At 64.8% G+C, this 20593-nt stretch carries 19 protein-coding genes; 10 read left to right on the top strand and 9 right to left on the bottom strand.

Annotated elements, in window-relative coordinates; genetic code table 11:
- Positions 1-33 precede the first annotated feature (33 nt).
- The 3 genes from thrS (at position 34) to ACYCVF_RS16340 (ending at position 4063) form a co-directional block, all read left to right on the top strand.
- Positions 34-2076, top strand: a complete 2043-nt coding sequence (gene thrS, locus ACYCVF_RS16330) for a threonine--tRNA ligase (RefSeq protein ID WP_459604432.1) — start codon at positions 34-36, stop codon at positions 2074-2076.
- Between the two features lie 92 nt (positions 2077-2168).
- Positions 2169-2732 (top strand): nitroreductase family protein, encoded by a 564-nt coding sequence (locus tag ACYCVF_RS16335; protein ID WP_459604431.1) that lies wholly within the window; start codon positions 2169-2171, stop codon positions 2730-2732.
- A 62-nt stretch (positions 2733-2794) separates the two neighbouring features.
- Entirely contained in the window at positions 2795-4063 is a 1269-nt protein-coding gene (locus tag ACYCVF_RS16340; RefSeq protein ID WP_459604430.1) for a serine hydrolase domain-containing protein, read from the top strand.
- Here ACYCVF_RS16340 and ACYCVF_RS16345 read toward each other — a convergent pair.
- Together ACYCVF_RS16345 and ACYCVF_RS16350 are read right to left on the bottom strand one after the other, a co-directional pair.
- Positions 4049-6511 (bottom strand): putative bifunctional diguanylate cyclase/phosphodiesterase, encoded by a 2463-nt coding sequence (locus tag ACYCVF_RS16345; RefSeq protein WP_459604429.1) that lies wholly within the window; start codon positions 6509-6511, stop codon positions 4049-4051. The genes ACYCVF_RS16340 and ACYCVF_RS16345 overlap by 15 nt on opposite strands.
- Before the next feature lie 231 nt (positions 6512-6742).
- Entirely contained in the window at positions 6743-7603 is an 861-nt protein-coding gene (locus ACYCVF_RS16350; protein WP_459604428.1) for a LysR family transcriptional regulator, read from the bottom strand.
- Positions 7604-7725: 122 nt separating this feature from the next.
- On the opposite strand from ACYCVF_RS16350, the gene ACYCVF_RS16355 reads away from it, so the two are divergent.
- Positions 7726-8700, top strand: coding sequence for a zinc-dependent alcohol dehydrogenase family protein (locus tag ACYCVF_RS16355; protein ID WP_459606334.1), 975 nt, complete (start codon positions 7726-7728; stop codon positions 8698-8700).
- Positions 8701-8751: 51 nt separating this feature from the next.
- Here the strand turns inward: ACYCVF_RS16355 and ACYCVF_RS16360 are convergent, their stop codons facing one another.
- Both ACYCVF_RS16360 and ACYCVF_RS16365 read right to left on the bottom strand, forming a co-directional pair.
- Positions 8752-8946, bottom strand: a complete 195-nt coding sequence (locus ACYCVF_RS16360) for a hypothetical protein (RefSeq protein WP_061019875.1) — start codon at positions 8944-8946, stop codon at positions 8752-8754.
- Between the two features lie 334 nt (positions 8947-9280).
- Positions 9281-10354: a hypothetical protein gene (locus tag ACYCVF_RS16365; protein ID WP_459604426.1), complete on the bottom strand. Its 1074-nt coding sequence runs from the start codon at positions 10352-10354 to the stop codon at positions 9281-9283.
- A 249-nt stretch (positions 10355-10603) separates the two neighbouring features.
- Here ACYCVF_RS16365 and ACYCVF_RS16370 point away from each other — a divergent pair, with 249 nt between their 5' ends.
- Positions 10604-11632 carry a patatin-like phospholipase family protein gene (locus tag ACYCVF_RS16370; protein ID WP_459604425.1) on the top strand — a complete coding sequence of 343 codons (1029 nt, stop codon included), beginning with the start codon at positions 10604-10606 and terminating at the stop codon, positions 11630-11632.
- A 6-nt stretch (positions 11633-11638) separates the two neighbouring features.
- On the opposite strand, the gene ACYCVF_RS16375 is transcribed toward ACYCVF_RS16370, so the two are convergent.
- Complete coding sequence (locus tag ACYCVF_RS16375) at positions 11639-12067, bottom strand: CBS domain-containing protein (RefSeq protein WP_459604424.1); 429 nt, start codon at positions 12065-12067, stop codon at positions 11639-11641.
- Between the two features lie 183 nt (positions 12068-12250).
- A complete protein-coding gene (locus ACYCVF_RS16380; protein ID WP_459604423.1) occupies positions 12251-13057 on the bottom strand; it encodes a rhomboid family intramembrane serine protease in 807 nt (268 codons plus the stop codon).
- 688 nt (positions 13058-13745) lie between these two features.
- Between ACYCVF_RS16380 and ACYCVF_RS16385 the strand changes: the two genes are divergently transcribed.
- Positions 13746-14168, top strand: coding sequence for a hypothetical protein (locus ACYCVF_RS16385; protein ID WP_459604422.1), 423 nt, complete (start codon positions 13746-13748; stop codon positions 14166-14168).
- A 194-nt stretch (positions 14169-14362) separates the two neighbouring features.
- On the opposite strand, the gene ACYCVF_RS16390 is transcribed toward ACYCVF_RS16385, so the two are convergent.
- Complete coding sequence (locus tag ACYCVF_RS16390; RefSeq protein WP_459604421.1) at positions 14363-14782, bottom strand: response regulator; 420 nt, start codon at positions 14780-14782, stop codon at positions 14363-14365.
- A 308-nt stretch (positions 14783-15090) separates the two neighbouring features.
- Between ACYCVF_RS16390 and ACYCVF_RS16395 the strand changes: the two genes are divergently transcribed.
- Positions 15091-15645, top strand: a complete 555-nt coding sequence (locus tag ACYCVF_RS16395; protein WP_459604420.1) for a PAS domain-containing protein — start codon at positions 15091-15093, stop codon at positions 15643-15645.
- A 141-nt stretch (positions 15646-15786) separates the two neighbouring features.
- Positions 15787-16920 (top strand): DJ-1/PfpI family protein, encoded by a 1134-nt coding sequence (locus tag ACYCVF_RS16400; RefSeq protein ID WP_459604419.1) that lies wholly within the window; start codon positions 15787-15789, stop codon positions 16918-16920.
- A gap of 64 nt (positions 16921-16984) precedes the next feature.
- Here ACYCVF_RS16400 and ACYCVF_RS16405 read toward each other — a convergent pair whose 3' ends face one another.
- A complete protein-coding gene (locus ACYCVF_RS16405) occupies positions 16985-17371 on the bottom strand; it encodes a COG4315 family predicted lipoprotein (protein WP_459604418.1) in 387 nt (128 codons plus the stop codon).
- A gap of 145 nt (positions 17372-17516) precedes the next feature.
- Between ACYCVF_RS16405 and ACYCVF_RS16410 the strand changes: the two genes are divergently transcribed.
- Both ACYCVF_RS16410 and ACYCVF_RS16415 read left to right on the top strand, forming a co-directional pair.
- Positions 17517-18023, top strand: coding sequence for a GNAT family N-acetyltransferase (locus ACYCVF_RS16410; RefSeq protein ID WP_459604417.1), 507 nt, complete (start codon positions 17517-17519; stop codon positions 18021-18023).
- Positions 18024-18151: 128 nt separating this feature from the next.
- A complete protein-coding gene (locus ACYCVF_RS16415) occupies positions 18152-18448 on the top strand; it encodes a hypothetical protein (protein WP_459604416.1) in 297 nt (98 codons plus the stop codon).
- A 75-nt stretch (positions 18449-18523) separates the two neighbouring features.
- On the opposite strand, the gene ACYCVF_RS16420 is transcribed toward ACYCVF_RS16415, so the two are convergent.
- Positions 18524-20464 carry a DEAD/DEAH box helicase gene (locus ACYCVF_RS16420; RefSeq protein WP_459604415.1) on the bottom strand — a complete coding sequence of 647 codons (1941 nt, stop codon included), beginning with the start codon at positions 20462-20464 and terminating at the stop codon, positions 18524-18526.
- Positions 20465-20593: the final 129 nt, after the last annotated feature.

A 20593-nucleotide genomic window follows, 5' to 3' on the forward strand; every position in this document is an offset into this window, starting at 1 on the left:
TCGTTCGCAGGAGTGAGCCTCAGGAGAAAAGCAATGACCGACCAGCCCAAATCCGAATCCGGCTTCCAGTACAGCCTCTCGAATCTGAAGCCCGTGACCCCCGCCGCCAAAGTCACCCTTACGTTCCCCGACGGCGCCCGGCGCGAATACGACAAGAGCATCACCGGCCTCGACATCGCCAAGGGCATCTCGCCGTCGCTCGCCAAGCGCACGGTCGCGATGGCACTCGACGGAGTCGTCGCCGACCTCGACGATCCCATCGAAGCCGATGCCAGGATCGAGTTCGTCAACCGCGACGACCCGCGCGCGCTGGAGCTGATCCGCCACGACTGCGCGCACGTGCTCGCCGAAGCCGTGCAGACGCTGTGGCCGGGCACCCAGGTCACCATCGGCCCGGTGATCGAGAACGGCTTCTATTACGACTTCTTCCGCAACGAGCCGTTCACGCCGGAAGACTTTGCCGCGATCGAGAAGAAGATGCGCGAGATCATCGCGCGCGACAAACCCTTCACGAAGGAGGTCTGGGATCGCGAGAAGACCAAGCAGGTGTTCCGCGACAAGGGCGAGGCCTTCAAGGTCGAGCTGGTCGATGCCATTCCCGGCAACGAGCCGATCAAGATCTACTATCAGGGCGACTGGTTCGATCTCTGCCGCGGACCGCACATGACCTCGACCGGCAAGGTCGGCAACGCATTCAAGCTGATGAAGGTGGCTGGTGCCTATTGGCGCGGCGATTCAAACAACCCGATGCTGACCCGCATCTACGGCACCGCTTTCGCCAAGCAGGAGGATCTCGACGCCTACCTCAGGCAGATCGAGGAAGCCGAGAAGCGCGACCATCGCAAGCTCGGACGCGAACTCGACCTCTTCCACTTCCAGGAGGAAGGCCCGGGCGTGGTGTTCTGGCATCCGAAGGGCTGGACCATCTTCCAGCAGCTGATCGCCTATATGCGGCGACGCCTGACCGGCGACTACAACGAGGTCAATGCGCCGCAGATCCTCGACAAGGCCCTGTGGGAGACCTCGGGCCATTGGGGCTGGTATCGCGAGAACATGTTCGCGGCGCAGTCGGCCGGCGACGAGGCCGAGGACAAGCGCTGGTTTGCGCTCAAGCCGATGAACTGCCCCGGTCACGTGCAGATCTTCAAGCACGGGCTGAAGAGCTACCGGGACCTGCCCCTGCGTCTTGCCGAGTTCGGCGTGGTGCATCGCTATGAACCGTCGGGCGCCATGCACGGCCTGATGCGCGTGCGCGGCTTCACCCAGGACGACGCGCACATCTTCTGCACCGAGGACCAGCTCGCCGAGGAGTGCCTGAAGATCAACGATCTCATCCTGTCGACCTACGCCGACTTCGGCTTCACCGGCGATCTCACGGTGAAGCTCTCGACCCGGCCGGAGAAACGTGTCGGCACCGATGCGATGTGGGATCACGCCGAGCGCGTGATGGCGACCGTGCTGCGCGAAATCCAGTCGCAGAACAATCACATCAAGACCGAGATCAATCCCGGCGAAGGCGCCTTCTACGGGCCGAAGTTCGAATACGTGCTGCGCGATGCCATCGGGCGCGACTGGCAGTGCGGCACGACGCAGGTCGACTTCAACCTGCCGGAGCGGTTCGGTGCGTTCTACATCGACCACGACGGTGGCAAGAAGCCGCCCGTGATGGTGCACCGCGCAATCTGCGGCTCGATGGAACGCTACATCGGCATCCTGATCGAGCACTATGCCGGCAACTTCCCGCTCTGGCTCTCGCCCGTGCAGGCGGTGGTCACGACCATCACCTCGGAAGGCGACGAATACGCCAAGCAGGTTCTCGAACAGGCGCGGCGCGCCGGGCTTCGGGTCGAGATCGATCTGCGCAACGAGAAGATCAACTACAAGGTCCGCGAGCATTCGCTGGCCAAGATCCCGGCTCTGCTCGTGGTCGGCAAGAAGGAAGCCGAGACGCATTCGGTCTCGGTCCGCCGGCTTGGCAGCGACGGCCAGAAGGTGATGACGACGGCCGAGGCAATCGCCGCCCTCGTCGACGAGGCGACGCCGCCGGATGTCCGGCGGGCTCGTGGCGGCGTCTGATCCTGAAATCGATCTAAATTCGCTTCCGGTTGTGGGCGTGCATGACTATCTCGGCATGGCACGCCCGACGACCAGCCGAAGAGGATATCGCAGTGCCTGACGCCATCGAACTCCTGAAAACCCGCCGCTCTGTCAAGCCGCGCGACATGACCGGCCCCGGCCCCTCGCCGGCCGAACTCGAGACGATCCTCACGATTGGCGCGCGCGTGCCCGACCATGGCAAGCTCGCGCCCTGGCGCTTCATCATCTTCGAGGGCGACGCCCGCCAGCGCGCCGGCGAGGTGATCGCGAAGGTGTTCACCCGCAAGAATCCCGGTGCGCCCGCCGCCGATATCGACACCGAGCGCAACCGCCTCATGGATGCACCGCTGGTGATCGGCATCGTCAGCTTCACCAAGCCGCATCCGAAGGTGCCGGCCTTCGAGCAGGAATTGTCGGCGGGCGCCAGCGCCATGAACATCGTCACTGCCGCAACCGCGCTCGGCTACGGCGCATGCTGGCTCACCGGCTGGTTCTCGTTCGACCGCGACGTGCTCGACGGGCTCGGCCTCAAGCCGGACGAGAAACTCGCCGGCTTCATTCATATCGGCACGCCGGCCAAGCCCAGCGAGGACCGTCCGCGACCGTTCCTTTCGGAAATCGTGACGCGATTCTGATCGATGTCTTGTTGACGCCACGAACGTTGTACGGCTTTGATCCCGCGAGGGAGGAAGCCCAGATGCGACGGCGTGAATTTCTTGTCGGTGCCGCGATGCTCGCCGGCTCGATGGCGCGAAGCGGTGCTACCGCTATTCCCGCTCCCTCGTCCGAGGGACTCGACCGCATCACGGCGTATTTTGACAACGAGGTGGGAAGCGGCCGGCTGCCGGGCGCTGTGATCCTGGTTCAGCAGCATGGCAAGCCGGTCTACCTGAAGACCTTCGGCGTGCGCGACACCAGGACCGGCCTTGCCATGACGCCGGACACGATCTTCTCCATCCACTCCATGACCAAGCCGATCACCTGCCTTGGCGCGATGATGCTGATCGACGAGGGCCGGCTCGCGCTCACCGACCCGGTGTCGAAATACGTCCCCCTCTTCGCCGACACCAAGGTGGGCCTCGAGATCACCAGGCCGGACGGCAAGATGGAGCTCGACCTCGTTCCGCCGCTCCGTCCCGTCAACATCGAGGACCTGCTGCGACACACCTCGGGCATCAGCTACGACTACATCGGCGGCAGATGGGTCGAGCAAGCCTACAAGGCCGCCAATATTTTCGAAGGCCCGTTCAACAACAGGGAGTTCGCCGATCGCATCGCCAAGCTGCCGCTGGCACGGCAGCCGGGAACGCTATGGCGTTACGGCCACTCCACCGACGTGCTCGGCAGCGTCATCGAGATCGTCTCGGGACAGACGCTGTATCAGTTCCTGAAACAGCGCATCTTCGATCCGCTCGGCATGAACAGCACCAAATTCGTGCTCGCGACCGAGGACGAACTGGCGCGGATGGCACGGCCGCTGCCGAACGATTACATCCTGCTTGCTGGCGAGCGCGAGCGTCTCGACCATCCCGAATGGCAATCCGGCGGCGGAGGGCTGCTCTCGACCATCACCGACTATCAGCGCTTCGCACAGATGCTGCTCAACGGCGGCGAGTTCGAGGGCAAACGCTATCTGAGCCAAGCCGCTTTCAAGGCCATGACGACGGATCACATCGGGCCGGGCTCCGGCGTCGGACGCGACTATTTCTATTTCCCGGGCGACGGCTTCGGCTATGGCTACGGCCTTGCGGTGCGGACGGATCCCGGCAACGCGAAGCCGCCGCCGCCGGGCTCGCTCGGCGAGCTGAAATGGGACAGCGGCAGCGGCACCTATTTCGGCGTCGATCCCAAGCTCGACATGGTCTACGTCATGATGCAGCAGACCCAGAGCGAGCGCGGCCGCATCACGCCTGCGTTCAAGGCGCTGGTCTACGACTGCTACCCCGAGGGGCTACGCCGCCCGTGAGGCGCGCTGGCCAAAATCGGCGAGCAGTTTGCCGATCTCAGCGGCCGGTCGCGCCGCGCTGAACAGGAAGCCTTGCACCTCGTTGCAGCCTTCGGCGCGCAGCCAGTCGAGCTGATCCTCGGTCTCGACGCCCTCCGCGGTCGTGGTGATGTTGAGGCTGCGCCCGAGCCCTGAGATCGCGCGCACGATCGCGCTGCAATCGGGCCGCTGCGCCAGATCCTTGACGAAGGACCGGTCGATCTTGATCTTGTCGAAGGGAAAGCTGCGGAGATAGCTCAGGCTGGAATAGCCCGTACCGAAATCATCCATGGAGATGCCGACGCCGAGCTCGCGCAACTGATGCAGGATGGCGAGATTGGCCTCGGTCTCGGCCAGGAAGATCGATTCGGTGATCTCGAGCTCGAGCCGCTTGGGCGACAGGCCGGATTGCGCCAGGGCCGAGATCACGACCTGAACTAGGTTGCGGCTGCGGAATTGCGCCGGCGACAGATTGACTGCCACCTTGATGTCGACAGGCCATTTGACGGCTTCGGCGCAAGCCTCGCGCAGCACCCATTCGCCAAGCTGGGTGATCAGGCCGATGTCTTCGGCGACCGGGATGAACTCGGCGGGCGAGATCATGCCCTTGGCCGGGTGACGCCAGCGCAGCAACGATTCGAATCCCGAGATGCGATCGGAGGCGATCGACACCAACGGCTGGTAGTGCAGCTCGAACTCGCCATTGGCAAACGCGCGGCGCAGGTCGAGCTCCATGTCGCGGCGCTTCTGCGCCTGCAGGTCCATCTCGCGCTCGAAGAAACGATGCACGCCGCCGCCGTCGGACTTCGCCCGGTACAGCGCCATGTCGGCGTTGCGCATCAACTCCTCGGACGTCGTGCCGTCACCCGGCGAGAGCGCGATGCCGATGCTGGCGCCGATCATCATCTCCTGGCCGTCGATGTCATAGGGTGCCTTCAGCATGTCGATCAGCAGGGTCGCGCAGGCGCTGGATTCGTTCGGGGAGACGTCGGCCGCCAGGATGACGGCGAATTCATCGCCCCCGAGCCGGGCCGCGAGATTGGCGCCGCGGACCGCGGTGGACAGGCGCTCGGCGACTTGCTTGAGCAGGCGATCGCCCGCCGGATGCCCGAACGAATCGTTGATGTTCTTGAACAGGTCGAGATCGATGTAGAGCACACCGACCGGCCTTCCCCCGGCCTGGTCGAGCGCCTGCTTCAGCCGCTCCCGGAAATATTCGCGGTTCGGCAGATCGGTGAGCCCGTCATGATGGGCCATGTGGGCGATCCGCGCCTCGGCCTTGCGCCGCTCTGTGATGTCGACGACCGCGACCAGGTAGCCGTCGCGGTCATCGAAGGCGACGCGGCGTCCGAAGGTGAGCACCTCGATCTCGCTGCCGTCGGCGCGCAGGTGCCGCCAGTTGCGCGGTGAATGATAGGAATCGCCGACGCGTTCGAGCTCCTCGGCGTGGCGCTCCCACTCGTCCTCGGGCCAGATCTCATGCAGTTTCATGCGCAGGAAGGTGGCGCGGCTGTAGCCATAATGCTGGACCGCGGCGTCGTTGACGCTGAGGAAATCCCTGGTCTTTGCGTCAAACACCCACATCGGCATCGGATTGTTGTCGAACAGCAGGCGGAACGAAGCATCGCGCCGCTTCAGCGCGGTGACGTCGGAGATCGTCAGCGAGACCACGTCGGCGAAGGCCGTGACGCTGAGCCTGAGGTAGCGCCCATCGCACTCGAGCTCGAGCTGCTGGCAGCCGCCGCCCGCAAGGGCCTCGAGCAGGAATTCCGACACCTCAGGCGTGGCCAGCAGCGTGCCGCCCTCGCCGATCCGCCGCCACAACAGGCTTCCGCCCGCAACCTCCAGCAGCTCGGCCGCGCTCTTGTTGTGATGCACGACCTGCAGGTCGAACGGCTTGCCGCCGGCATCGCGCATCGTCACCAGCGAGACCACCGCGTCGTCGGTCGAGGAGAAGATTGCGTCGAGAAGATTGTATTGCGCGCCGCGCTCGTTGACGTAGGTACCGACCAGCGTGGCGCCCCAGCGCGAGGCCGTCGGCAGCGCCAGCACGTCGTAGGTCCTGACCATGCCGTCGCGCACGCAATGCGCCCTCGCCTGGTACGGACGTCCGGTCGCAAGCGCGCTCGCCGCAGTTTCCGACAGCGCCGTGGCGCAATCGGGCGACAGCTCGGCGACCGCAATGTCCCAGCGTTCCTCGCCGAGCCATTTCTGCACGTAGCGTCCGCTGCGCGACAGCTCGAGCACACCGTCGTTCTTGAGCAATGCTATGTGATCGGCGAGCCGACCGAGGCTGCCGAGCATCACGTCCTCGTAGCGCGGAAGCCGCTCGCCCGGCTTCAACGCCGCACGCCATTTGCGCTGAAGCACCGGGATGTCATCGAACATTTCGGCGGCCGGTTTCCCCGGCGTCTTCTTCGCGGCAGTCATTGCAGTCCCCAACGCACTTTGCCGCTGCATCCAATGCAGGCGCGCTTAACGACGTGTAAAAAGCGCGCAGGCGCGGGTTCCATTCAGCGATTATGACGGTTTTAAGTCAGGTGTTGGTTAGTGGGCGTTAGAGACCATGACGGTTGTGCGAAGGCGATGCCGGCGCGTCTTGACCGACGCCTTCGGTGTTTTGCCCGAAGACGACACAAGGGATCGTGTGGCTCGGATGAGCTACGACGACCGATCTACCAGCCGCTCGATCACGAGATCGAGCAGCGCGCGCAGACGGGCGAGGCGCCTCATGTCGCGATGATAGCCGACATATGTATCGCGGCCCGGCGGAGTCGCGCCGATGTCGATCTCGACCAGACGGCGGTCGCGGTCGCCGAGTGGACGCGGCAGCACGGCCAATCCGCCGCCGCTCGCACAGAGCTCGGCCTGCACCTGTCTGTTGTTGCTGCGCGAGGCGATGTCCGCATTCGGCAGCGTGCGCTTCAGCCAGACAGCGTCCGGCATGTCGGCGAACTCGGCATTCATCGTCACGACTCGGACACCGTTGCCGTCGCCGGCGCGCGGCGGTTTGCTGCCCTTCCTGCCATAGAGCGCGTAGGGAATGTGCAGCAGCTTTCGGGAGATCACCTCGGGCTCGCTGAATGGCTTGATGCGGAAGACGAGATCGGCTTCACGGCGCGGCAGACTGTAGAGCCGCGCATCGGTCAGGAGTTCCACCGTCACCTTTGGATGGCGCTTGCCGAAGGCGGCAATCACCGGCGACAACATCACCGTCCCGAACCAGTCCGACGACGACAGACGCAATAGGCCATCGAGCTGCGTTTCCGCACCGGACACACGGCGCTCCAGCGCGAGGGCTTCGTCCTCGATCCGCTCGGCATGGCGAAGCACAGCCGTGCCCTCGTCGGTCAGCACGAAGCCATCCGCCGTGCGCTGGAACAGCGCATGTCCCAACGATGTTTCGAGCGCGCGAAGCCGCCGACCCATCGTCGGCTGGGTCCGGCCGACTTTCCGTGCCGCAGCGCCGAGCGTGCCTTCGCGCGCAATCGCGAGAAAGATGCGCAGATCGCTCCAGTCCATCGAAATCCTTCCAAACAGAAATGTATGATGATCGTACGCCTTTGTTCCTTCTCATGCAAAAATTCATGGGCATATTGAGGGGCAGACAAGGGAGCAAGACGACCATGACGAGACGACCAACGATGCGTGCAGCCGTCCTGGAGACCCATAATGCTCCGTTACGCCTCTCAACCCTCTCCACGCCCGAGATCGGCCCGCGCGAGGTGCTGGTGCGGGTGCGCACCAGCGGGGTCAATCCGCTCGACACCAAGATCCATGCCGGCGCCGCCGCGCATGCGCGCCATCCGCTGCCTGCGATTCCCGGGATAGATCTCGCCGGCGTGGTCGAACTTGCCGGGCGCGAGGTGACGCAGTTCGAGCCCGGCGACGAGGTCTACGGCATGGCAGGAGGTGTCGGCGGCATACAGGGATCGCTGGCGGAATTCGCCGCGGTCGACGCCGATCTCCTCGCGGTGAAGCCCGTCAATCTCAGCATGCGCGAAGCAGCCGCCCTGCCGCTGGTCGTCATCACGGCCTGGGAAGGCCTGATCGACCGCGCCGCCTTGAAGCCCGGTCAGAAGGTGGTGATCCATGGCGGCGCGGGCGGCGTCGGTCATGTCGCTATCCAGATCGCGCGCGCGTTCGGAGCGGAAGTATTCGCGACCGGCTCCGCCTCACAGCGCGCCACCATCGAAAGTCTTGGCGCGGTGTTCATCGACCGCGACAGTTCAGTCGAAGCCTACGTTGCGCAGCATACCCGCGGCCGCGGCTTCGACGTCGTCTACGATACCGTCGGCGGCAAGGTGCTCGATGCCTCCTTTGAAGCGGTGCGCCGCTTCGGGCATGTGGTGAGTGCACTCGGCTGGGGGACGCACGCGCTTGCGCCACTTTCGTTCCGCGCCGCAACCTATTCCGGCGTGTTCACGCTGCTGCCGCTGCTGTCGGGCGAAGGTCGCGCGCATCATGGGCAGATCATGATGGAGGCGACGCGACTGGTGGAGACAGGCAAGTTGGTGCCGCTGCTCGATCCCAGGAGTTTTACGTTGGAGAATGTCTCCGACTCCTATGCGCTGATCCGCGATCACGCGGCGAAGGGCAAGCTGGTCGTCGATGTCTGAGCGAGGCTGTAACCCGTTGGCTCCATCCGGATCACGAGGCTGTCCCCGCCACTAGTCCTCGCTCGAGGCCGCCGAGCGGTTGTGCAGATAGGCTTGCGACAACAGGAAGAACAACGCGCGCTCGCCTTGATACTTGGCGGCCGGCCGGGTGCGCTCGAAGCCGTCGGCAAATATCTTGCCGGACTGGTCGCACACCTGCCATCGCCAGCCAAACCGCTTGCGCCTGGTGAGTATCACTTCGAACATGCCGACGGGTTAGCCCCTGCTGTTGCCGGTCTCGCAGGGCATATGCCCGCTCCGGCCCCCATTTGACGGATGCCCGACATATAGCCCAGCAGGGCGGAAAGAGAATAAAATTGATGATCGGAAATTCGCCTCGTGCACGGGCTGTGAGGAAGCGGCGTCGCTTGGGAATAAGTCGGAGCCGTTGGTGTTGCTGCAGCGCGGCTTGATCGCGCTGCGCCGCGGCAGAGGTAATCAGGGATGGCATTACCGTGCACCGGATGAGAAATCGCGGGCGGCAGCAAGTTCGGACTCTGGCTGCTCGCGGCCAAGGCCCGGGCGCCGTCAGCGCGGGGCGCTATCGGGCCACGACCTCGACTTCGCCATCGACGCCGTTGACGACATTGAAGCCGCGCTCATAGACCTTGCCCTCGTTCTTGGCGATGGCGCGGTATTCGCCTTCGGAGAGAACGACGCGCGGAAAGGCGCCGATCGATTCCTTGATGACGTCGCCACCCGGGGTCAGCACCGACCAGGCGGTGTTGGCGAGCGCCTCGCCGCCCCGGTCGCTGACCAGCTTGAGCGTGATGACGGCGGCACGGTGGGTGATGGTGACGTCGGTGAGCTTGCCGGCCTGGACGCGGATGTCCGAGCGCACCACCGAATTGGCGTCGCCGTAGTTGGAGACGATGTAGTAGGTGCCCTCCGGAATCAGCACGACGTCGCCGGCGGCGACGTTCGGCACTAGCGATGCGCGCTCGCCGGATTCGAACTGGCTGCCCTTGTAAATCGCAAACGAGATCTGGTTCTGCGGAATGCGGCTGGTGCCGACGCGGCCCTCGATGCGCAGTCCGCCCGCCGGCAGCACGAAGGATTCGCGGTCCGTCTCCGCCTTCAGGGCGACGGTGCGCACCGCACTGACGAGACCAAAGGCGACGTGGACGACGTAATTGCCGGGCGGCAGCACGATGTTGGGCGCGGCGTTACGGTCCTCGCGGATCAACTTGAAGGTGCCGTTCTCGTCGGGACGGTCGGCGAACACCCGCCACACCAGGCCGCTGTTGATGGGGGGAGAGTCCTTGCCGTATTTCGCCGTCAGCGACAGCACGCCCTGTCCGGGCACGGCCGCGTTCAGCGGGGCGGCCGGTGGCACGGTCGTGACCGCTGGCGGCGGCATGCTGGGCGTTGCGGGCTGCATCAGCGTCGGCGGCAGGCTTGGGGGTCCCGCGCCAAGGCCGGAGGGCGGCGCCAGGCTGACGGCGCCACCGGGGTCTGGCACCGAGGCCGGCGGCACCGGAGGCGGGCGATCGGAGAAAAGCTGCGCCTGTGCAGCATTTTGGCCTGAGGTAACGAGGCACGCGGCAAGGATCAGCGCCGGCAGCAGCCTGCTGCTGCGCCGCCATTCGATGATGCCGTCACCCCCGCGTGTCATACCCCCTGCTTTTCACCGAAAACGCGGCAAATTCAAGCCACTGAAACCCTGGGAAACACGCCCGCACGGCCAAGCGCGGGAACCCGGTTGACGCCTGCGTGATTACCTCCGAGGCAACCATCCATCGCCATACTCCTGCCCCGTGCCCTTCGCAAAGCGGCATAAACCATGCTTCGCCCATGATATGGCGGAGTGCAAGGGCGATGCCTAGTCTGGCGATGCGGGCTGCCCCGGCGTAGGAGAGTTTCGGTGCTGGATAGATTGAAGGGTCGGGGCGCGAGCAGCTCGAACGGCGAGAAGGTGGGCCTCGGCAGCATCCGCCGACCGGTCATCGGCCTTGCCCTCGGCGGCGGCGCGGCGCGCGGTTTCGCTCATATCGGCATCATCAGGACCCTGCTCGCGAACGGCATCGTGCCCGATGTCGTGGTCGGCACCTCGATCGGCGCCGTGGTCGGCGGCGTCTACGCGGCCGGCCAGCTCGATACGCTGGAAGAATGGGGCCGCAGCCTGCAAGGCATGCGCAACATCCTCGGCTATCTCGACATCCGCCTCAACGGCTCCGGCCTGATCGGCGGCGAGAAGCTCGCCACCAGGCTCGAGGAAGCCATCGGTCAGACCTTGATCGAGGATCTCGGTATCAAGTTCGCCAGCGTGGCGACCGAGGTGCGTACCGGCCACGAGATCTGGCTGACGCGCGGCCGCCTGGTCGATGCGATGCGGGCGTCCTATGCGCTGCCCGGCATCTTCTCCCCGGTGATGATCGGCGACCGATGGCTGGTCGATGGCGCGCTGGTCAATCCGGTGCCCGTCTCGGCAGCCCGCGCGCTCGGCGCCGAAATCGTCATTGCTGCAAACCTTTCCAGCGACATCTTCACCCATTCCACGACGATCTACTCGCACGGCGCCATGCCCACGCCGGACGCACCGGCGGCCGAGGAGACGACCGCCAAGCGGCGTTTCCCGCGGCTCTTCTCGCCCGAGAAGACGATGAAGCGCGAGTTCTTCGGCGGTGGCGGACGCCCCGGGATCTCATCGGTGATGGTGGATGCCTTCAATATCATGCAGGACCGCATCACCCGCGCCCGCCTCGCCGGCGATCCGCCCGATCTGCTGATCACGCCTCGGGTCGGTCAGTTCGGCTGGTTCGACTTCCACCGCGCCGAGGATCTGATCGCGCACGGCACGCGCGCGGCCGAGCGCGCGCTCGACTCGATCCAGGAAGCGATCCACGTGCTGGCGCCGCCGCCAGAAGGCGCGGCACCCAAGGTCGCCGAGTAGGGCCGGTCAGGCCGTCTTGATGTAGTCGCGCAGGGCTTCCTGCTCGGCTTCGTATTCCTGGACCCGGCGCTTGACGATGTCGCCGATCGAGATCAGACCGACCACCTTGCCGTTGTCGATCACGGGCAGATGGCGGAACTTGCCCGTCGTCATCATCTCCATGAGTTCGGCCACCGTGTCGGCCTCCTTGCAGGTTACGACCTTGCGGGTCATCACCTCCGAGACCGGCGCTTCCAGCACGCCGGCACCGCGCTCGCCGAGCACGCGCACGATGTCGCGCTCCGACAGGATGCCCTCGAGGCGACTCTGGTTCATCACCAGCACCGCGCCGATCTTCTTTTCAGCGAGCAGTCTGATTGCAGCCGACAGCTTGACGTCGGGCTCGACGCTCATGATCTGATGGCCCTTGGTGTTGAGAATGGAACGCACCGTCATTGTCGCCTCCTGAATCCGAGCCGTCCGCCTCGAGCGGTCCGGACTTGTTCGAGTCTTCGACTAACAGTTTCGCGCCTGTACACGCTCGGGCGCGTCGCGAAGCCTGGCCTCTGTGGGCTTGCAGCTTCGGAACATTCTTCTCGGGAATGATGGATGAATTCGGGCCGGGCCGCAAGCGCCGCTTCAAATACGGTCTGAAACGTCCCGTGACGACGCAGCCGCAGCATCGCTTCGAACCCGCGGCACGGGATCGAACAAGGCGAACAGCAACAGGCCGGCGAAGAAGCCGCCGATATGCGCCTGCCAGGCGACGCTCGTGGTCTCGGAGTCGATGCCGATCGCGCCGACGCCGAAGATGATGTTGACGCCGAACCAGACGCCGAGGAAGCCGACCACCCGCCCGTCGCGCAGCGCGCGCGACAACGGCAGCGCCGGAACCTTTGCGGCGGTATCGGCGTCCGAACGGCTGAACGACAGGAAGCTGCCGCGGACGAAGGCGAAGCGGATCGCGGCTGCCATCGCACCCGACACCGAGGCCGAGGCGCCGATCATCGGCGCGACCGCATGCTCATGCGTGATGAGGTGGGCGAGCGCACCGGCCGCCGCGGTCACCGCGAGAAACAGGAAGAATCTGACCGTGCCGAAGCGCCGCGCCAACGCGCTGCCGAACGGCAGCAGCCACAGCACGTTGAAGCCGAGATGGGTGAGATTGGCATGGAGCAGCGAATAGGTGACGAAAGTCCAGACCTTCGCACCCGCCCCGCCCGGGATCTGCAAATTGAGCAGCGAGGAATCGTAGCGCTTCGGGATGAAGCCGAACACGTCGATGGTCCAGTTCTCGAGCTCCGGCGGCAGCAGCACCCGCAGATGGACCACCGCCAAAAGCAGGATATAGGCGGTCAGCGCCGCCGGCAGCGTCAGGATCGGCTCGCGCGGAGCCTCCTCGGCGACGGCCGGCACGTCCGGTGACGAATCTTGCGGGGAATCCAAGGCAGCTTCGCTTTCAGGCGTGATCGGAGCGATCAGACTGGAGATAGTCGCCTTTGCCGCCCCTGCGCAAGTGCGCAGAAGGAAAAGGCAGGGCCCTGGGAAAGCCCTGCCTGTCCGTGTCGGTCTTCCGGAGCCGGAGAGATAAGGCGTATCCCCACCCCTCCCCGCGGCCCCTGACCAAACTGTTTGACGCCCTGTGTACAGGCCCCGCCGAGAACCTGGAGAAAAGCGGCGAAGCTTGCGACCGCGGTCACCATAGCAGTCGCGCGGCCGGCACAAAGCGCATAGTTAACTTATCGTTAACGACGCCCTCCGCAGGCCAAGTCGAAAGCCTTGGCGTTAGGCGCAGCACGCAACCGAGCGGGAACGGGGTGATCTGTTCGCGCGCTGTTCACACGAGAAAGTTCAACCGGCCTTCGATGCCCGTCCCGTCATCATTGTCGGCCCGCAGTCTGCCAACGGTCGTGGATGTGAAAGGATGTGGCCGCGGGCTTTCTGCGTCTCGATGCCGCCGCCCTGCACACTGTCGAGCACGCTCGACTCGGACGTTCCAGACACACAACGAAATTCCACAAAGCCGGCTCAGAAGACCAGTGCCCCATGAAGCAAGCCCGGCCAAAGTCTAACTTCGGTGCTGTTGTTCGGCGTTAGGTTGATAATTAACCTATGGTTGTTTGAGCCAGAGCGAATGCCTGCAGTGAAACTGCTACCGTTCGACCCCAGCACTGGCGTTGGCTTGCGAGAGGCGCTGCTTCTCGCGGTGATCGCATACGCCATTTGGACGCCGTTCTATTTTTTCCTGCAACCGGATCCGGTGATTCCGCCGGCGGGTGACCGCGTTGAGCTGATCATGAAGGTTGGCCGCAATGAAGAGGCTGGAAGATCGGTCGACGTCTACGGGTTCAGGCAGCGCGAAGCCGATTTGAAAGACCCGAGGCCGCTTGTGGTTTACGAAGACGCAGCGCCGCTCCCGGTTGATCACTACGAATTCGAGCCGGTCAACCCGCAGAGCAAATGGCGCGTTGTGAAGTTCAAGGCCAGCGACGGGAGCGACCCTCGATACAATGGACGCCGCTACTACGCCGTTTTACCGAAGGCGCCGTCATCCTAGGGGCGTGTAGTCATGAAGTTCAGACCGCGAAGTAGAAGGTGTCCGTTTGCCGTTCGAAACTGGATAAGGCCTTCTTTCGCGATTCTGCGTGCACGCGATCAGCACGTCGAACAGATCACGAGCTTCGTCAGAGCCTGGGGGCCCACCTCTCTCCAAGTGTAGGTGGAACCACGAAAATCTCTGGGCGTCGGCGTCTATTCACCCTGTGGCGGCGGCGCCTGGTTGAGCAATTGAGAAATCGCGGTAACGACCTGCGCAGGCGCGAAAGGCTTGTTCAAAAGCACACTGTTCGGGACGCCGTGAGACGGCCATTGATCGGCAGCAGCACCCGTCGTGTAAACCACGGGTATGTCCGGATTGACCTCTCTGGCACGCTTGGCAACGTCCCAACCAGACAGTTTTCCGCCCAAGTGAATGTCGGTCAGCAACGCCCGGTATTTCGTTGCGTCGCGCTGTAGCACGGTCACGGCTTCCTCGCCCGAGGCCGTAATCTCCGTCTGAAAGCCGCCTTCCGTCAGGGCGCTGCCGACCAGTTCCTGGATTAGAAAGTCATCCTCGACGACGAGGATCAGCAATACCGGATTATCCACGCCCCGATCCTCCCGCAATGCCATCGTGGCAGATAGTAAGTTTAAAAGTGAACATAAGTTCCCGAAGGCGCTTCACGCCGATGGCAAGTCGTCAGACAAACCGCGGGGAACAGCGGGAAAACACCCCGCGTGAGTCACGGAAGTTACCGATCCGTCAAGGATCATGGTGAATTTAACGTTAACGAGTCAAAGCCAGGCCAAGAAGTCCGAAAACGGCTCTGCGGCATGGACGCTGCAAATCCCCTCCTGCAGAACAACAGAAGGGATCGCGGGTGCATTGAAGCGGGACAGGTCTGTCCCGCGAGGTTGCGCCCGGGGGTTAGCGTTCAGACATGAAACATCCGTCGAGCCGCGAGTTCTTCGCGTATTGGGACAAGAAGCGCGGTACGGAGCGCGCGCCTGACAGGGCCGATATCGATCCTGCCGCCGTTCGCGGCCTGCTCGGGGACATCTTTGTCCTGTCCTGCGAGCCAAATCTCGGCTTCCCGTTCCGGGTCGCTGGAACCCGCGTCTGCGCGCTCGCAGGGGCAGACCTCAAGGACCGGAGCTTCGCGGCGCTGTTCGTCCATGCGAGCCGCAGCGAGATCGAGGAGATCACGACGATCGTCGCCGACGAGACGCTCGGCGCGATCGCCGGCGTCACCGCCGCGCGCGCGGACGGCAGCAAGGCATATCTCGAACTGCTGCTGCTGCCCTTCAACGCCCGACCGCATACGCCGGTGAGCGTGACGGGCGTGCTCGCCCCGTTCGACGACGAATGCGGCGCGCTTTCCGCCTTCACCCTCACATCCTGGCGCTATCTGCACCAGCCGGAGAAGCTGCTGCCGCGCGCGATCCGCAAATTGCAGATCGCACGCGGGCTTATGGTGTATGAGGGGCTGAGGTAGATTTGGAAGCGCATGCGGCGGGCGATCGCGCGATCGATCGCCAAGTACGGCGTGACCGTTTTTGCCGGATTTGCGTCATTCCTGAACGCGTTGCGAGCGGATAGCTTCTGCTGCCTGAGACGACGAGCAGGTGACAATATCATGAGCTGGCGCATTCTGGCGTGGAGCGTTCTCGGCGTCGTGGCGTTGCTGGCGGCGATCGGCGGAACCTGGCTGCTCCTGTTGCCCGGGGAGCCGGCAAAGGGGCCCGCGCCTGCAATTTCCAGAGATGAAGTCGAGGCGACACTAGCCGCGCTGAAACCGCCGAAACGAAAGCGCCCGCTGATCGCCATCGTCGGCATCAACGACATGAGCGAGACCACCGACTATCTGATGCCCTATGGCATCCTTGCGCGCGCGGACGTCGCCGACGTCCTCACCCTCGCGACGCAACCAGGGCCCGTCACGCTCTATCCCGCCCTGAAGGTGCAGCCGCACGCGACCATCGCCGAGTTCGATGCCGCGCATCCCGACGGCGCCGACTACGTCATCGTGCCCGCGATGAGCCGCGACGACGATGCAGTCGTCCTGCAGTGGATCAGGAGCCAGGCCGGCAAGGGCGCGATCGTGATCGGCGTCTGCGTGGGCGCGACGGTCGTCGCCAATACCGGGCTGCTCGACGGCAAGTGGGCCACGACGCATTGGTACTCCGTGCGCAACCTTCAGAAGCATCCGGCGATCCGCTATGCGGCGGATCGCAGACTGGTCGTCGACCAGGGCGTCGCAACGACGACCGGCATCACCGCGTCCATGCCGATGGCCCTCACATTGATCGAAGCGATCGCCGGGCGGGCCAGGGCCGAGGCGGTCGCCCGCGACATCGGCCTTGCGGCCTGGGATGCGCGCCACCGCAGCGATGCGTTCGGCTTCACGCGCCGCTTCGCGCTGACGGCGATCGCGAACACGCTCGCATTCTGGAATCGCGAGCAGCTTGGAATCGCGCTGACGCCTGATATCGACGAGGTGTCGCTTGCGCTGATCGCCGATGCGTGGTCGCGCACCTATCGTTCGCGCGCCCTCACTTTCGCGGCCACGGCCGAGGCGCGGACGAGCCGCGGCGGTCTTCGCATCCTGCCTGACGAGGTCACTGCCGACTGGCCGGCGATGCTGACGCCGCCGGCGGCCGTCGACCTGCCGCCGGCACGGGCGCTGGACCGGACGTTGCAGGCCATCGACGCGCGCTACGGACTGCGCACGGCCGACTTCGTCGCGATGCAGCTCGAATATCCGAGATAACGACGCAGCAACGCATCGGCGGTCGCGTGCAACGGCCGACGCACCGTGTTTGTGCAGAGCGCCGTTACGGCATCGCCAGATGCCAAGCGCCGTTCAAGAAGCCGTCGCCGGTGATGTCGCCGGGCTTCTGGTCCTTGGCGAAGGTGTAGAGCGGCTTGCCCTTGTAGGCCCACTGCCGGGAGCCGTCGTCACGGGTGATGATGGTGTAGCCGTCGCTGGCGGCGTCGCCCGTCTCGGCCTTCAGCACCGGCCAGTTCGTCGCACATGGACCGTTGCAGGCCGACTTGCCGTCCGCATCCTTGTCGAAGGTGTAGAGCGTCATGCCCTTGGCGTCGGTGAGCACGTTGCCCTTGTCGGACTTGCCCGTCTTGGTCGGCGGTGCGGCGAAGGCGGCGGGAACGATCGCGAGCGATATTGCCAGCGCGAGCGCGAGGCGGATCGAGGACGTCATAATGTCTCCTGTCATGCAATTGGCTTGCATGGGTAGGACGCCGCGCACGGCCTCGTATTCCTCGGATGGCAGAAAGATATTTTTCACTGCGCGCGTCAACGCAGCGGAATAAACTGGACCGACCAAGACGGAACGACGAAGAGACATGAACAAGCCGCACTGGCGTCCCGCCCACCCATCCGATCTGCCCACGATCAGCGCCATCGCGGCGCGGATCCATCCTGATCTTCCGGAAGGCCCCGAAGTGCTCGCAGAGAAGATCCGGCTCTATCCCGATGGCTGCCGCGTGCTTGTTGCCGGCAACGAGATCACCGGCTACGGACTCGCGCATCCCTGGAAGCGGCATCAGATCCCGCCGCTCGATCGCTTCCTCGAACGCCTCCCCGAAGATGCAGACTGCCTCTACGTGCACGATATCGCCGTGCTGCCGGATCGGCGGGGCGGCGTTGCGCGCGCCTATGTGACCGGGATCGCGGAGCTGGCGCGCGCGTCCGGCATCGCGATGCTCGCTCTGGTCTCGGTCTACACCACGCGGCCGTTGTGGGAACGTCTCGGCTTCCGTCCCGTGGCGGCGGATGCGGCGCTGCACGCGAAGCTGGCCTCCTACGGAGAAGGCGCGACCTATATGTTGCGCGACCTCGCTGCGACGTAACATAGCTCCCCGACCGCCCCCAGCTCACGCGGGCGTGAAACCGCTTCCTCGAACCTTGTCAGATCAGCTTCCGTCGAAGGTGGGTGCGGGCCCTTCCGGTCTCGCCGAACCGAGGCTGGAGAACATCCATGAAGCTTTCATTGTCGAAAGTTGCTTTGATTACCTGTGCTGGAATTGCCGCGTTCACCGCGACAAGCGCCAACGCGACGCAGTACCGGACCTATGGCTGCGACACCGCCTTCTTCGAAGGCTGCGGCTTCCTGATCGAGACACCGGCTGGCAAAAGCCGCCCCAGCACCATCCATCGTGACACCTCGCCGATCTACATGAAGCAGACCGACCCGCGCTACAGCTCGTCGCTGCGCGATGCCGGCGGCGGAGGTGGTGGCGGTGGTGGTGGTGGTGGTGGTGGCGGCGGCCGCTGAACTCACGCCGAATTCAGATGATGTCGCCGGTGCAATCCGGCGGCATCATTGCCGTCCACGCTGATCGGTGACCGATCAACCTCGCCGTTTCTTCTTTGCTTTCTTTCCCGACGCGCTCTTGCCGGGCCACGGCGTGACCGACGGCTCGGCGTGGCCCGGCCTGCTCTTGTGCTTCTTCTTTCCGAAAGAAGGAGCTTCGTCGAACTTCGGCGCGCGCTCGCCGTGAGGCTTGCTGCGTGGCTTAAATCCACTTGCCTCACGCGGACGATCGTCGCGCCGTTCCCGATGATCGACGGTCTCGCGCCGGGGCGCGTGAGCGTGCTCCCTCGAGGCTTCTTGCCGCGGGGGCGCGTCCGCCATCGGCTCGATGCGGATGCTGTCTTCCTTGTCCGGACGCTTGACCTTGGCGGCGAAAGACTCCGCGACCCGCTCTGAAATCTCGAACTCGGTCGTGGTATCCATGATCTTGATGGCGCCGATGTCGTGCTTGTCGATGCCGCCGCGGCGGCAGATCATCGGCAGCAGCCAGCGCGCCTCCGCATTCTTGCGTCGTCCGATGGCGGCGCGGAACCAGACGCTGCCTTCGGCCATGCCGTGTTTCGACGATGCCTTGCCGGATTTCGATCGGAGCCGCGCTGGGCGATCCTCGCCACCCGCGCCTTGAGATTTGTCGCGGCCGCGATCCTCGCGCGGTCTCGCCGTCCGCTCGCCGGGATCGATGATGTCCTCGGGAGACGGCAGCCGCGCACGGTAAAGCCGTGCCAGCGCGGCGGCGATGTCTTCGGCGGGACGCTCGGCGAGCAGCGCCTGCGCCAGTGCGAGATCGTCGGCGGTGGTCTCCTCGGTGAACAGCACGTCCTTCATGCGCGCATGATCGAGCTTGCGGATTTCGTCGGCTTGCGGTGCCGTGCCCCAAACGGCATCGATGCCGGAGACGTTGAGCAGCATCTCGGCGCGTCGGCGTCGCGCAGGCGGCACGAGCAGGACGCTGGTGCCCTTGCGGCCGGCCCGTCCGGTGCGGCCCGAGCGATGCTGCATGACCTCGGCATCATTGGGCAGATCGGCATGGATGACCAGATCGAGACTCGGCAGGTCGATGCCGCGCGCGGCGACATCGGTCGCAACGCAGACGCGGGCGCGGCCGTCGCGTAGCGACTGCAGCGCCATGGTCCGCTCGTTCTGCGTCAATTCGCCGGAGAGAGCGACGACGGAAAAGCCGCGCTCCAGCAGCGCCGCCTGCAGATGCCTGACGGCATCGCGCGTGCTGCAGAACACCAACGCGCTCGGCGCCTCGTAGAAGCGCAGCACGTTGACGACGGCATGCTCGACATCGGCGGGCGCGATGCGGATCGCGCGATACTCGATATCGGCGTGACCGCCCTCGTCGCCGGCGACCTCGATCCGGAACGCGTCGCGCTGATATTGCCTGGCGAGCGCCACGATGCCGCGGGGAAAGGTCGCCGAGAACAGCAGCGTGCGGCGCGTCTCCGGCGTGGTCTCGAGAATGAACTCCATGTCCTCGCGAAAGCCCAGATTGAGCATCTCGTCGGCCTCGTCGAGGACGACCGCCTTCAATTCGGAGATGTCGAGACGGCCGCGGCGCAGATGATCGCAGAGCCGCCCGGGCGTGCCGACGACGATGTGGGCGCCTGCCGCCAGCTCGCGCTGCTCGCGCCGCGGATCCATGCCGCCGACACAGGAGACGACACGCCCACCGGTATGCCCATAGAGCCAGGCCAGCTCGCGCTGGACCTGAAGGGCGAGCTCCCGGGTCGGCGCGACGATCAGGGCGAGCGGCGCGCCCGCCTGATCGAACCGCTCGGCCTCGCCCAGCAGGTCCTCGGCCATGGCAAGGCCATAAGCGAGAGTCTTGCCGGAGCCGGTCTGGGCCGAAACCAGGAGGTCGCGGCCAGAGGCTTCGTCCGCAAGCACGGCGAGCTGAACGGGGGTTGGGGAGTCATAGTTCCGCTCGGCCAAAGCGCGGGCGAGCGGCGGGGTCAGGGCCGGAAAAGACACGGGATGGAGAACCTTGGTTAATTCAGGCGCGCAAACGGTCGGCGGCGGACCTGAGCTCGCGTGCGCGGCAGGAGGCCAGCAGCACGGGGCGATTTGATTGGATGCTCTTTACGCCAAGCGCCCGGAAAT

It is taken from the genome of Bradyrhizobium cedriense (assembly GCF_054602315.1).